The organism is Roseovarius salinarum, assembly GCF_002834145.1.
Classification (GTDB): domain Bacteria; phylum Pseudomonadota; class Alphaproteobacteria; order Rhodobacterales; family Rhodobacteraceae; genus Roseovarius; species Roseovarius salinarum.
Genome location: NZ_PHNT01000003.1, coordinates 175,863 through 189,095 on the forward strand (window position 1 = coordinate 175,863; position 13,233 = coordinate 189,095).

Sequence of the window (13,233 nt, forward strand, 5' to 3'; positions counted from 1 at the left end):
GGCCCGCGCCTCAGAGCGTTTCCAGAAGCGCCTCGCCGGCCGAGGTCTCGCAGGCGCCGGGGTTGTCCTCGACGTTCAGGCGGGTGACGGTGCCGTCCTCGACCAGCATGGCATACCGCTTGGACCGGTCGATCAGCCCGGCCGGCGGGGCCGAGAAAGCCATGCCGATCGCCTTGGTGAAACCGGCGTCGGGGTCACCGAGCATCGTGATGCCCGCGGCCGTGGCGCCGGTGGCCTCGCCCCAGTTGGCCATGACGAAGGGGTCGTTGACGCTGACGCAGATGATCTCGTCCACGCCCTTTTCGGCGAACCCGTCCTTCGTCCGGATGAAGCTGGGCACGTGGGCCGAGTGGCAGGTGGGCGTGAAGGCCCCGGGCACGGCGAACACCGCTACCTTGCGGCCCTTCAGCCGGTCGCTCAACGCGACTTCCTCGGGGCCGTCGTCGCCCATCCGCAGCAGCGTTGCGTCGGGCAGTTTCTCGCCGGTCTGGATGGTCATGGTCGCTCCTTTTGTCATGTCTGACGATTGCCTGTTCGTTCTTGCACGTTATAGGGTCGCGGATCGGGACTGACCAAGAAAAATACCGGGAGGGGCGGATGCCCAGCATTGTCGTCATCGGCGCCGGGCAGGCCGGCGCGTCGCTCGTGGCCAAGCTGCGAGAGCAGGGATTCACCGGCGCGATCACGCTGATCGGCGAAGAACCCGTGCCGCCCTACCAGCGGCCGCCACTGTCGAAGAAATACCTGCTGGGCGAGATGGAGGTCGAGCGGCTCTACCTTCGGCCCGAAAGCTTCTACGACAACAACGCGATCGACCTGCACCTGAACGAGACGGTCACGGCCATCGACCGGGCCGACATGCAGGTGATCGCCGGCGGGCACGCGATCGCTTACGACCAGCTCGCGCTGACGACCGGGTCCGTTCCGCGGCGGCTGCCGGGTTCGGTCGGCGGCGAGCTGGAGGGCGTGCATGTCATCCGCAACCTGAAGGACGTCGACACCATGGCACCCGAGTTCACGCCCGGCGCGCGCGTGCTGATCGTCGGCGGTGGCTACATCGGGCTGGAGGCCGCGGCGGTGGCGGCCGAAAAGGGGCTCGAGGTGACGATCGTCGAGATGGCCGACCGGATCCTGAAACGGGTCGCCGCGCCCGAGACGGCAGACTACTTCCGCGCGCTTCACCAGTCCCACGGCGTCGAGATCCGCGAGGGCACCGCGCTGCAAACCCTTCTGGGCGAGGACCGGGTCGCCGGGGCCCGGCTGGGCGACGGCACCGAGATGGAGGTGGATTTCGTCATCGTCGGCGTGGGCATCACGCCGGCGACCGGGCTGGCCGAGGCGGCCGGCCTTGAGATCGAGGACGGCATCAGGACGGACGAATTCGGCCGTACCAGCGACCCGGCGATCTGGGCGGCGGGCGATTGCGCCTCCTTCCCGCTGAACGGGCGGCAGGTGCGGCTGGAATCCGTGCCGAACGCCATCGACATGGCGGAATGCGTCGGCGCCAACATGCTCGGCGCGCAGGCGCCCTACGTGCCCAAGCCCTGGTTCTGGTCGGACCAGTACGACGTGAAGTTGCAGATCGCGGGGCTGAACACCGGGTATGACCGTGTCGTCGTGCGCCCCGGCGATGGCGCGGGGCAAGTCTCTCACTGGTACTACCGGGGCGACGAATTGCTGGCCGTCGACGCGATGAACGAGCCGCGCGCCTACATGGTCGGCAAGCGGCTGATCGAGGCGGGCAAATCGCCCGACCCGGCCACCATCGCCGACCCCGGGACCGAGCTGAAGGCCCTGCTGAAGGCGTGAGGATCATCGGCGGGGATTTCCGTGGCCGCGCGCTGGCGGGGCTGGGCAAGGGGGATGCGCAGGCACAGCTGCGCCCGACGGCGGACCGGGTGCGCGAAAGCCTGTTCAACGTTCTGGCCGGTGCCTACGGCGATCCGGCCGGCGGGGCGCGGGTGCTCGACCTGTTCGCCGGAACGGGCGCTCTGGGGCTGGAGGCGTTGTCGCGCGTGGCCGCATCGGCGGTATTTGTCGAAAACGGGCGCAAGGCCCTGGCGCTGTTGCAGCGCAACATCCGGATCTGCGGCGTGACCGACCGGGCACGGGTGATCCGCGCGGACGCACGGCGCCTGACGCGCCACCAGGGCGCGCCCTTCGATCTTGTGTTCCTCGACCCGCCCTACGGCCGAGGGCTGGGCGAGGCCGCGCTCAAGGCGGCGCTGGCCGGCGGCTGGGTGGCCCCCGGCGCGCTGGTCGTCTGGGAGGAAAGCGCCGAGATCGCCCCGCCGCCGCCGCTGATCCTGCACGAGGTGCGCCGTTTCGGCGACACGCGGATCGCGATCCTCGAGAACATGCCATGACGCGAATGCTGCCCACGAATTGTGCAAGGAAGGTCGGATCGTGGGCATGAAGGCGATGCACGGGTATTCGGGCGTTGGCAGAGCGCGGGGAATCCGCCATGATGCCAGCCACGCAAAAATGCACGAGACCAAGGGAGGATACACATGCAACGGATGTTTGGCCGGGTGGCCGTCGCCGCCCTGACGGTGGCTTTCGCGACCGAAGCGATGGCCACCGAATGGAACGTCTCGCTCTGGGGCAAGCGCCGCGCCTTCACCGAGCACGTCGAGAAACTCGCCGAGCTTGTCGAGGAGAAGAGCGGCGGCGACTTCACCCTCAACATCAGCTACGGTGGCCTGTCGAAGCCGCGCGAGAACCTCGATGGCATTTCCATCGGCGCCTTCGAGATGGCGCAGTTCTGCGCGGGCTACCACCGCGACAAGAACCCCTCGATCACGGTGCTGGAGCTGCCTTTCCTCGGCGTCGAGACGCTGCAGCACGAACGCAAGCTGTCGATGGCGCTGTACGATCACCCGGCGGCGCAGGAGGACCTCGCACGGTGGAACGCGACGCTGCTGATGCCCTCGCCGCTGCCGCAATACAACCTGGTGGGCACCGGCGAACCGCGCCGCGAACTTTCCGATTTCGAGGGGCTCAGCGTGCGGGCCACCGGCGGGATCGGGGCCGCGATGGAAGCGCTGGGCGCCGTGCCGACGTCTATGTCGGCCACGGAGGTGCGCCAGGCGCTGGACAGCGGCGTGGTACAGGCGGTGGCCTTCGCGCCGCACGCGCACATGGCCTTCGGCACCATCGAAACGGGCGACTGGTGGACGACGAACCTCAACCCCGGGACGGTGAACTGCCCCGTCGTGGCGAATACCGATGCGCTGGAAGGGCTGCCGGATGAGCATCGCGAGATCCTGATGGGCTCGATCGACGAATCGCTCGACCACTACATCGACAACTACATGAACAACACGATGGAGCGTTGGGGCCCGGCGCTGGACGAGCGTGGGATCGAGCGGATCACCTATTCCGACGAGGCGATCGAGAGCTTCGAGGCCGCCGTCGCCACGCCCGCCGCGCAGAGCTGGATCGAGGAGAACGCCGCCCGCGGTCTGCCGGCGCAGGACCTCTATGACTTCGTGACCGGGAAGCTGAACGAGCTGAAGGGCATGTAAGCCCCGTTGCCGGACAGGGCCGCCCCGCGCGTTCGGGGCGGCCTCCAACCACGAAAGGGCGTGATGCCCGACCGACACGAGGGATGGCCATGGCCGGCGCCGCACATATCCTGACGGACGACAGCCGCCTCAGCCGGATCGACCGGAAGCTCTACCGGCTCGAACGGGGTCTGGCGCTGGTCAGCGGGCTCGCCGTTTTCGCCCTGATGATCCTTGCGGTCATTTCCGTGGCCGGGCGCAACTTCCTGAACCAGCCGCTGCCGGGATATGTCGACTGGATCGAGCAGGCGATGCCGTTGATCGCCTTCATGGGCGTGTCCTATGTGAAACGCGACGGCGCGCATATCCGCATGGACATCGTCGTGGGAATGCTGCGGGGCCGCGCGCTTCATGCCGTGGAGTTGATCACCACGCTGCTGATCCTCGTGCTGATGGTGCTGCTGGTGTGGGGCAGCTGGGCGCATTTCGCGCGCAGCTTCGATTTCGCCGCGCCCTTGTGGAGCCGCGACAGTTCGATGGACATCGCCATCCCGCTGTGGCCGGCCAAGCTGCTGGTACCAGTCGCGTTCTCGGTGCTTTGCTTGCGGCTGGTTCTGCAGGTCTGGGGCTTCGCCCGTGCGCTCCGGGTCGGGACCGACCGCCCCGTCGCCGTGCCGCTGGTCGTGGACGCCGCCACCCAGGCGGCCCAGGAGGCCGAGCACGTCTCCGGCCACGATCGCTGAGGGGGCGGCACAATGGATCCCATCGACATCGGCCTCTACGTCACCGGCGGTCTGCTGGTGCTCGTCGTGCTGGGCATGCGGGTGGCCTTCGCCGCCGGCCTTGCCGGCGTGGTCGGGCTGATCTGGATCTTCTGGTCCAAGAAGGGTTACGCCGGTGACGAATTCGGCTGGGCGCTGACGGTGGCGGCCAAGACCGCCGGCCAGGTGCCCCACTCCAAGGTCACCGCGCAGGCGCTCAGCCTGATCCCGACCTTCATCCTGATCGGCTATCTCGCCTATTACGCGGGGCTGACACGCGCGCTGTTCGAGGCCGCCAAGCGCTGGATCGCATGGGTGCCCGGCGGGCTGGCCGTCTCGACCGTCTTCGCCACCGCGGGCTTCGCTGCCGTTTCGGGGGCGTCGGTTGCGACCTCGGCGGTTTTCGCGCGCATCGCCATCCCCGAGATGCTCAGGATCGGCTATGACAAGCGGTTTGCCGCGGGAGTCGTGGCGGCGGGCGGCACGCTGGCCTCGCTCATCCCGCCCTCGGCGATCCTCGTGATCTACGCCATCATCGTGGAACAGGACGTGGGTCGGCTGCTGCTGGCGGGGTTCATTCCCGGCGCCTTCTCGGCGGTGGTCTATGGCTCGCTCATCGTGGGGCTGGCGTTGGCGATCAAGGGCTTCGGCCCGCCCGTCGGCGGGTTTTCGTGGAAGGAGCGGCTGGTCTCCCTGCCCCCCGCACTGCCCATCGTCTTCGTCGTCGTCACGATCATTTTCTTCGTCTACAACCCCTTCGGTGGTGACGCATGGGGCACGCCGACCGAGGGTGGCGCGATCGGCGCCTTCGTCGTGTTCCTCATGGCGCTGTGGCGCGGCATGCGCTGGGCCGAGCTCAAGGACGCGCTCCTGGAAACCGCCAAGCTCAGCGTGATGATCTTCACGATCATCTGGGGCGTGCTGATCTACGTGCGCTTCCTGGGGTTCGCGGATCTCCCGGGCGCCTTCGCCGCCTGGATCACCTCGCTCACGGTCTCGCCGATGCTGATCCTCGTGTGCATCCTGCTGGCCTATGCCGTGCTGGGGATGTTCATGGACGCCATCGGGATGCTGCTGTTGACCCTGCCGGTGGTCTACCCGGCGGTCATGGCGCTCAACGGGGGCGAGTTCGTCTCGGCCGCTGACAGCACCTTCGGCATGTCCGGGCCGATGTGTGCGGTCTGGTTCGGCATCCTCGTGGTCAAGATGGCCGAGTTCTGCCTGATCACCCCGCCGATCGGGCTCAACTGCTTCGTCGTGGCCGGCGTGCGCCCCGACCTGAGCGTGCAGGACGTGTTCCGCGGCGTCCTGCCCTTCTTCATCGCGGACGCGATCACCATCGCGCTCCTGGTGGCCTTCCCGGCGATCGTGCTGTGGCTGCCCGGGCAGATGTGACCGTTCAGGTGTCGCCGCCCCAGTCGGCCGCCTGCATCTCGCGCAGGCGGCTGGCGGTGCGTTCGAACTCGAAACTGCCCTCGCCCTCGAGGTAGAGGTATTCCGGTTTCGCCGCGGCCGACGCGATCAGCCGAACGCCGGCTTCATAAAGCGCGTCGACCAGCGTCACGAAGCGCTTGGCCTCGTTGAAGTTCGAGCGTCCCAGTTGCGGGATGCGCTCGAGCATCAGCACGCGCGCGGCGTCGGCCAGCGCCAGGTAGTCTGCCGGCCCAAGCGGACGGCCGCAGAGTTCGTGGAAAGTGGCCCGGGCAACACCGTTGTGAAAGGCCGGGATCTCGACTTGCCGTTTGTTCACATGGAGGACATGGGGGGCCGGCGCCGCGCCCCCGGTCAGCCGGCCCCAGATCTCGTCCATTCGGGCGTGCGCGTCGGCGTCGGCCGGGGTGAAATAGACCGGGCTGCCTGCCAGCCGGTCCTGCCGGTAATCGGTCGGCCCGGCCAGTTCGTGCACGACCATCCGCTCCTTCATCAGCGCGATGAAGGGCAGGAAGAGCTGCCGGTTCAGCCCGTCCTTGTAAAGGTCGTCGGGCGGTCGGTTGCTGGTGGTCACCACGACGACGCCCGCGTCGAACAGCGACTCGAACAGCCGGCCCACGATCATCGCGTCCGTGATGTCGGTGATCTGCATCTCGTCGAAGGCCAGCAGCTGCACGTCGCGGGCCACGCCCTTGGCCACTGGGGCAAGCGCGTCTTCCTCGCCGCGTTTGCGTGCCGCGTGCATGCCGGCGTGGATCTCCTGCATGAAGGCATGGAAATGCACGCGCCGCCTGGGCATGTCGACGTGCTCCACGAAGAAATCCATCAGCATGGACTTGCCGCGCCCGACCCCGCCCCAGAGGTAAAGCCCCTTGGGCGGGGGCGGCGCGCGCCGGAACCAGCTGCGCCCGGCACGGGCCGCAAGCCCGGCGCGGATGCGTTCGAACTCAGGCAGGACGGCTTCCTGCGCGGGGTCCGCCGTCAGGGTGCCGTCGCTGACAAGGCGCGCGTGGATCTCGGGCAGCGTTTCCATCCCGTCCCGATACCGCGCGCGCGCCCGGCTGCCAACCCGGCAGGGTTCGGGCACCCGTCTTGATCTTGCCCGACATGCACCGGGTTGATTGGCGCGCTGTGCCAAGAGGGGCGGCGGCCCGCCTGCTGCCGGCGGCCACGGGAGCTATTGCTTGGCGCCAGCGTCCGCATTTCCGGCGGTGACGTGCGCAACGACCTCGGCGTCGTGTGTGTAGGCCAGCGCGTGGCCCGCCCCTTCGATGACGGCCTGTTCGGCCTGCGGGTTCCAGTGCGCCAGCGTCGCGCGGCCCGCCTCCAGCGGGATCACCTCGTCCTCGGCCGCCCAGATCGCGAGCACCGGCACGCCGGCCTCGGCCACCGCGCGGTGCGCGGGCGCCATGTCCTCGTCGAGTATACCGCGCAGCGAGGCCTGAACCGCCGGAACGAACCCGCGGTGGCGCAGCTCGCCGAGCTGGCGGTCGACGATGTCCTCCACGTGGCTGTCCAGCGCCCGTTCTGCCTCCAGCGCGCCGCGGTAGGAGCGCGCGTAGAAGGCGCGCATCAGCCAGTCCGCGAAGAACGAGCGCCGCGTGACCAGCCGCGCCACGGGCCCGAGGTCATGGCCCAGCCCCGCCGGTGCCAGCAGCACCAGCCGGGCCACCCGGCCGGGGTGGCGCGCCGCGAAGGCGGTGGCGATGGCCCCGCCCATCGAATACCCCACAAGCGTGATCGCGTCCGCGATGTCCAGGGCGTCCAGCAGCGCCTCCAGCTGGCCCACGAAGAACGTGCTGTCCTGCTCGCCGCGCGGCCGGTCGGAAAAGCCGCGCCCGTAAAGGTCGTAGACCAGCACCCGGTAACCCAGCCGGCCCAGCGCCGGCGCGATGGCCTCCCACACGTAGGACGCGGTGGTCAGCCCGTGCACGCAGACCACGACGGGGCCGTCATCGGCGCCCAGCCAGCGGTAATGCGTCACCCCGCGGGGCAGGTGCACGAAGCGGCCCGGCGCCTGCCGCCGCGTGGCCGCCCCGAGCCGCGGGCGCATCGCCTCGCGCAGGAAGGGCGCGGCGGCCGCGAGCGCGACCAGCGACGCCAGCGCCCACCAGATCATGCCGCGCCCCGCCAGGCGTCGAGGATGTAGCGGCTGGTCATCAGGTCGAGGTGTGCGCCGCCGCCGTTCTTGAACAGCGTGATCTCGTCGTCCGCCCCGCGCCGGAAATCGTCCGGTGCGTAGTAGTCGGCGAGGATGTCGGCCTCGCGGATCACGCCCTGTTCCAGCGGGATCCTGATTTCGCCGATGTGCCCTTTGGTGGTGTCGTGGCTGTCGACGAAGATGCGGGCGCGTTTCAACGCTTCGTCGTCGGCTTCGCGCATGTCGGGGCGGAAGGCTCCGATCAGGTCGACGTGCTGCCCCGGGCGCAGCCAGGCGCCCTTCAGAAGAGGTTCGGTCGACATGGTGGCGCAGGTGATGATGTCGGCGTCCTTCACCGCGCGTTCCAGGTCGTCGGTGACGCGCAGCCCGGGGCAATCGTCCGCCATCGCCTCGGCGTTGGCGCGCGTGCGGTTCCACACGCGGAAACGGGCCCTCGGGAAGGCGGCGCTGTAGGCCTCGAACAGCGAGCGGCCCACGGTGCCGGCGCCCACGATCAGGATGGTCTCGCTGTCGGGGCGGGCGAGTTTCGTCGCGGCGAACAGGCTGTCGCCGGCGGTCTTCCACTTGGTGACAAGGTGGAAATCCACCGCCGCCTCGAGGGATCCGTCGGTGTCCGAGAACAGGCTGACGCCGCCGTTGATGCGCGGCTTGCCCGCGTCGGGGTTGCCGGGGAAGATCGTGGCGGATTTCACGGCGATCCCCATCCCGTCGATCCAGGCCGCGCGCGACAGCAGGGTGTCATCGGCGCGATAAAGGAAACTGTCGTCGATTTCCGCTTTCGGCATGCGGTGGCCCGCCTCGAACGCCTCGCAGAGTTTCAGCCAGTCGAGATTGGCCTCGCCCTCCTCGAAGGGAATGATGGTGATGCTCATGCCGCCGCCTCCTTGTCCAGTAGCCCAGATTGGACCAGAGCCTGCGCCCATCCGTCCGGCCCGTCAAACAGATGCGTCTGCCAGCCGCGCGCGCGCGCCGCGGCGATGTTGTCGGGCCGGTCGTCCGTGAAAAGCAGCGCGGCGGGGGGCACGCCGCAATCGGCCTCGGCGCGGGCATAGATCTCGGGCTCCGGCTTGACGGCGCGCATGTGCCCCGAGACGTAGAGGCGGTCGAACTCGTGCAGGAAGTCGTAGGCCCCCCGGGCCTGCGCGAAGGTCTCGACCCCGAAATTCGTCAGCGCGAAGACGGGGACGCCGCGTGCCCGCAGTGCCCGCATCAGCCGTACCGAGTGGTCGATCGCCGGGCTGGCCATTTGCAGCCAGTCGTCGTGCCACATCCGGATCTCCTCCGCCCAGTCGGGGTGGGTGCGCGCCGCGTCCTCGACGGTCGCGGCGAAACCGCCGCCGCGGTCGATCTCCAGGTTCATGCCGTGCAGGTCGACCTCGGCGAACAGGCGGCGTCGCCGGTCGGGGCCGATCCGCGCGTCGTAGAAGTGTTCGGGGTTCCATTCGATCAGCACGTTGCCGATGTCGAAAACCACGGCTTGTGGCTGCATTCGCCTCTCCTATCGCCTGTATCGGGGCCGCGCGCCGGCGCGCCCCTTGCCGGATTCGCGCCACAGCAGATAAAGCCCCGAGCCCAGGATCAATGCAATCCCCGCCCAGGCCGAGGGGGCGGGCCACGTGCCGAAGACCGTCACGCCCCACATCACCGCCATGGGCATGGCGACGTATTCGAAGGGCGCGGCGAAGGCGGCCTCGCTCAACCGGTAGGCCTGGCTGATGAAGAAGCCGCCGGCGATGCCGCTCACGCCCAGCAGCGCCAGCAGCGGCCAGTCGCCGGGTGCCACCGGCGCCCAGGCCCGCAGCAGGAATGCCAGGGCGGGGTGGCCCTGCCCTGCGAACTTTCCGTCGCCCAGCACGAGGCCGAACATCCCGCTGGCGATCAGGAAAGTCACGAGGATGTAGAAGGCCATCGTCGCCGCGCTTTCGGTGCCGCCGATCTTGCGGGTGAACATGTGAAGCGTCGCATAGAGCGTTGCCGCCGCGATCGGCAGGAGCGAGGCGACCTGGAAGGCGGCCGTGCCCGGCTTGACGATCACGAGCACGCCGGCGAACCCCACCGCCACCGCCGCCCAGCGGCGCGGGCCCACCCGCTCGTGCAGGAAGATCACCGAGAACACGGTGATGATCAGCGGCGAGACGAAGAACACCGCGATGGCGTCGGCGATGGGCATCGCCGCCAGCCCCAGGAACAGGCACATGTTGGCAACAACCACGCAGAGCCCGCGGATGAAATGCGCGCCGGGCCGCCGCGTGCGCACAACGCGCCACCCGCCATTGAGCGGCATGATGACGGCAAGGAACGCGGCCATGCCGATGATCGAGCGGATCATGACAACCTGGTGCAGCGCGTAGCGATCCGACAGGAACTTGATGCCCACGTCGTTGATGGAAAAACAGACCACCGCCACCAGCGCGCAGAGTGCGCCGGCCAGGTTGTTGCGGTCGACATTCGTGACGGTCATGGCGCCTCCGGGTGCGGCGGCGCTGGCGGGCAAGCGCCGACCGGAGCAGGAAACGCGCGGCACGGGCGGTTGTAAAGTCCCGCGCCCCTCAGCCCCTCGCGGCCGCGCGTACCGCGCGTTCCAGCGCGTCGAGGAACCGCGACCGGTCGCTCTTCGTGAACGCGCGCCCGCCGCCCCGGCGAAAGGGGTCGGCGGCGCGCAGGTCGGCCATCAGGTCGCGCGTGGCCAGGACGTTGCCGATATTCGCCTCGGTCAGCGCCTCGCCGTCGGGCTTTAGTACCCGCGCGCCCGTCGCCACGCATCGCGCGGCAAGCGGCACGTCGGCTGTGACCACCACGTCGCCCGGTCCGGCCCGGTCGGCGATCCAGATGTCGGCGGCGTCCGGGCCCTCGGGCACGATCACCGTCTCCACCAGCGGGTTGCGCGCGGGCCGCAGCCCGCCGTTGGACACCATCCTGACGGGCACCCCGTGCCGCGTGGCGACCCGCTCCACTTCCGCCTTGACGGGGCAGGCATCGGCATCGACGTAGATCGTCATTGACCTCCTGCTCGCCGCATTTACTTCCGTGCCTGCTTGGCGCCGTGGCTTGTGATCAAGACCCACGTGGCGAAAGCTTTCTTGTGTCTGCTCGGGACGTTTTTGAGTGCGGTAATGGAGGTTTCGGCAAGAGCGAGCTTTTCCTCGGCCGTTTCCTTGTTGAATCTTGTCGTTGGGTCGTAGTCAGCGATGTGCCTTGCTTCTTGAAGCTGCTTGAAAGCGTCTGCAAAGTCTTTGACTTCTTGGGGAAATTCTACTGCGTGAGCGTTCTTGCAAGCATCTAGGCAAGCGGAGTGCGCCAACCCGCGATACACCTCGACCCATGCCTTGTTGGGACGTCTTGCCGGTTGGGTGCCGACCAGACTGTCAGCGCACATGCGCCCCAACGCGTGGAACATCGCATAATAGCTGCTGCTCACGCTTCGCCGTAGGCGCGCCTGATCGGGCTTTTGGCCTTGCGGGATCAGACGGCGCGCGGTCCTGAGAAAACCGTCGGCGAGTTTCCCGTCAGGCCGCGACGCCACGGTCGATTTCCGACTGCAGTATCGGGAAGTATCCGCGCCAGTCCTCGCCCAGGGCCTTGCGCACCTTGTCGGTCAGGCCGAAGAAACGTCTGCCGATCATTCCCGGGTCCGCGTCGGTCTCGATGGTGAAAATGAGCCGGATTTCCTCTTCATCCTCGTCGATTTCAATGGACTCCAGCCGAACATCCCGGATCACGCCCGGCTCGAAGCGGTCGATGATCGCGTGCCTGACCCGTTCCTTGAGATCGTTGTCGACTTGCATTTCGCGGCCTCCCATCAGGCAGATATTGCACCAACCTGCGGCGATGGACCAGTGGGTGCAGGCACGGTGTGAATATTCAGTTAAGACTTGAATCCCGGATGTCACACCCGTTGCGATGTTGGCCTCACGTCAATTCGCCTCCTTGGACGCTGACAGTTGCGTGTTGTTGTCCTCGCGCTTGACCTTGTATTCCTTCGGGATCGGCATGCGGTTGAAGGCGTCGAGGCCGGCGATCCTGTAGGCTTCGGCCAGCGTGGGGTAGTTGAAGGTATTGCGCACGAAATAGTCGACCGTGCCCTTGAGGTCGAGCACCGCCTGCGCGATGTGGATGAGCTCGGTCGCGCCCTCGCCGACGATCTGCACGCCCAGCACCCGCCGCGTCTTGAGCGAGAACAGCATCTTCAGCATCCCGTGTTCCAGCCCCATGATGTGGCCGCGGCTGGTTTCGCGGAAGCGGGCGACGCCGACCTCGTAGGCGATGCCGCGGTCCTGCATTTCCTCCTCGGACATGCCGCAGGTGGAAATCTCGGGGACCGAGTAGATGCCGTAAGGGAACCAAGGGCTTTCGGGCAGCGTGGGCGTCTCCAGCGCGTGGCAGGCGGCGACCCGGCCCTGCTGCATCGACGTGGAAGCAAGGCTGGGGTGCCCGATCACGTCTCCGGCGGCATAGATGTGCGGCACATCGGTCTGGTAGGTCTGCCGGTCCGCGTCGAGCCGGCCGCGGTGGTCGGTCTCCAGCCCGGCGGCGGCCAGGTTGAGCTTGTCGGTCGCGCCCATGCGGCCGGCGGCGAACATCAGCATCTCTGCGCGCACGTGGCGACCGTTGGCCATCGAAACCTCGACGTGCTCGCCGGCGTCCTCGATCTTGTCGATCGCCGACCCAAGCCGCAGGTCAACTCCGTTCTCGCGGATCTGGTGGGTGAATTCCTCGATTGTGCGGCGATCGATGAAATCGAGGAAGGTCTCGCGCGGCTCGATCAGGGTCACGCGAACGTCGAGCGCGGAAAAGATCGTGGCGTATTCCACCCCGATCACCCCCGCGCCCACGACGATCAGGCTGCGCGGGATGTCCTCGAGGTCGAGAACCTCGTCACTGTCCACGATCGTTTGCCCGTTGAAGGGCACGTAGCCGGGGCGGTATGTCCGCGTTCCCGTCGAGATGAGGAACTTGTCCGCGGTGAGCCGCGTCGCCTCGCCGGCCTCGGTCGCCACCTCCAGCGCGTGCGGCCCGGTGAAGCGCGCCAGCCCGTTGAGCGTTTCCACGTGGTTGCGGGTGAACTGGTGCTCCAGCACGTCGACCTCGTGATCGAGCGTCTGGTGCAGCCGTCCCTTGAGGTCGCCGGCGTGGATGTCCTGCTTGACCCGGTACGAGCGGCCGTAGAAGCTGCGCTCGCGCCAGCCCGACAGGTTCAGCACCGTCTCGCGCAGGGTTTTCGAGGGGATCGTGCCGGTATGCACCGATACCCCGCCCAGCCGGTCCTTGCGGTCGACGACCAGCACGCGGCGCTTGAGCTTGCCCGCCTGGATGGCGGCGGCCCGGCCGGCCGGACCCGAGCCGATGATGATGAGGTCATAGTGGGTGCTCATGG

15 protein-coding genes are annotated in these 13,233 nt (G+C 68.0%); 5 read left to right on the forward strand and 10 right to left on the reverse strand.

The window, feature by feature from the left end:
- Positions 1-10: 10 nt before the first annotated feature.
- Positions 11-499 carry a peroxiredoxin gene (locus CEF10_RS05160; protein ID WP_101067025.1) on the reverse strand — a complete coding sequence of 163 codons (489 nt, stop codon included), beginning with the start codon at positions 497-499 and terminating at the stop codon, positions 11-13.
- Positions 500-597: 98 nt separating this feature from the next.
- Here CEF10_RS05160 and CEF10_RS05165 point away from each other — a divergent pair, with 98 nt between their 5' ends.
- From CEF10_RS05165 to CEF10_RS05185, 5 genes are all read left to right on the forward strand, one after another.
- The gene (locus CEF10_RS05165; protein WP_101067027.1) at positions 598-1,809 is read left to right on the forward strand and encodes an NAD(P)/FAD-dependent oxidoreductase; all 1,212 of its coding nucleotides are present in this window, start codon (positions 598-600) and stop codon (positions 1,807-1,809) included.
- Positions 1,806-2,366 (forward strand): 16S rRNA (guanine(966)-N(2))-methyltransferase RsmD, encoded by a 561-nt coding sequence (gene rsmD / locus CEF10_RS05170; RefSeq protein WP_101067029.1) that lies wholly within the window; start codon positions 1,806-1,808, stop codon positions 2,364-2,366. The genes CEF10_RS05165 and rsmD overlap by 4 nt, the downstream gene beginning before the upstream one ends.
- A gap of 144 nt (positions 2,367-2,510) precedes the next feature.
- Positions 2,511-3,527 (forward strand): C4-dicarboxylate TRAP transporter substrate-binding protein, encoded by a 1,017-nt coding sequence (locus CEF10_RS05175; protein ID WP_101067031.1) that lies wholly within the window; start codon positions 2,511-2,513, stop codon positions 3,525-3,527.
- A gap of 89 nt (positions 3,528-3,616) precedes the next feature.
- Positions 3,617-4,249, forward strand: a complete 633-nt coding sequence (locus tag CEF10_RS05180; RefSeq protein WP_101067108.1) for a TRAP transporter small permease subunit — start codon at positions 3,617-3,619, stop codon at positions 4,247-4,249.
- Positions 4,250-4,261: 12 nt separating this feature from the next.
- Positions 4,262-5,662: a TRAP transporter large permease gene (locus tag CEF10_RS05185; RefSeq protein ID WP_101067033.1), complete on the forward strand. Its 1,401-nt coding sequence runs from the start codon at positions 4,262-4,264 to the stop codon at positions 5,660-5,662.
- Positions 5,663-5,666: 4 nt separating this feature from the next.
- Here the strand turns inward: CEF10_RS05185 and zapE are convergent, their stop codons facing one another.
- From zapE to sthA, 9 genes are all read right to left on the reverse strand, one after another.
- On the reverse strand, positions 5,667-6,731 hold the full coding sequence (gene zapE, locus CEF10_RS05190) for a cell division protein ZapE (RefSeq protein ID WP_101067035.1): 1,065 nt from the start codon (positions 6,729-6,731) through the stop codon (positions 5,667-5,669).
- Positions 6,732-6,875: 144 nt separating this feature from the next.
- Positions 6,876-7,817 carry an alpha/beta fold hydrolase gene (locus tag CEF10_RS05195; RefSeq protein WP_101067037.1) on the reverse strand — a complete coding sequence of 314 codons (942 nt, stop codon included), beginning with the start codon at positions 7,815-7,817 and terminating at the stop codon, positions 6,876-6,878.
- Positions 7,814-8,731, reverse strand: a complete 918-nt coding sequence (locus CEF10_RS05200) for an ornithine cyclodeaminase family protein (protein WP_101067040.1) — start codon at positions 8,729-8,731, stop codon at positions 7,814-7,816. Before CEF10_RS05200 ends, CEF10_RS05195 begins: the two co-directional genes overlap by 4 nt.
- Positions 8,728-9,348, reverse strand: a complete 621-nt coding sequence (locus CEF10_RS05205; protein WP_101067042.1) for an HAD family hydrolase — start codon at positions 9,346-9,348, stop codon at positions 8,728-8,730. Before CEF10_RS05205 ends, CEF10_RS05200 begins: the two co-directional genes overlap by 4 nt.
- Before the next feature lie 9 nt (positions 9,349-9,357).
- The gene (locus tag CEF10_RS05210) at positions 9,358-10,320 is read right to left on the reverse strand and encodes a DMT family transporter (RefSeq protein ID WP_101067043.1); all 963 of its coding nucleotides are present in this window, start codon (positions 10,318-10,320) and stop codon (positions 9,358-9,360) included.
- An 88-nt stretch (positions 10,321-10,408) separates the two neighbouring features.
- Positions 10,409-10,858: a YaiI/YqxD family protein gene (locus CEF10_RS05215; protein ID WP_101067045.1), complete on the reverse strand. Its 450-nt coding sequence runs from the start codon at positions 10,856-10,858 to the stop codon at positions 10,409-10,411.
- Between the two features lie 20 nt (positions 10,859-10,878).
- The gene (locus tag CEF10_RS05220) at positions 10,879-11,277 is read right to left on the reverse strand and encodes a hypothetical protein (RefSeq protein ID WP_157932959.1); all 399 of its coding nucleotides are present in this window, start codon (positions 11,275-11,277) and stop codon (positions 10,879-10,881) included.
- Positions 11,278-11,365: 88 nt separating this feature from the next.
- On the reverse strand, positions 11,366-11,644 hold the full coding sequence (locus CEF10_RS05225; protein WP_157932960.1) for a hypothetical protein: 279 nt from the start codon (positions 11,642-11,644) through the stop codon (positions 11,366-11,368).
- Positions 11,645-11,773: 129 nt separating this feature from the next.
- The gene (sthA, locus tag CEF10_RS05230) at positions 11,774-13,231 is read right to left on the reverse strand and encodes a Si-specific NAD(P)(+) transhydrogenase (RefSeq protein WP_101067050.1); all 1,458 of its coding nucleotides are present in this window, start codon (positions 13,229-13,231) and stop codon (positions 11,774-11,776) included.
- Positions 13,232-13,233 lie beyond the last annotated feature (2 nt).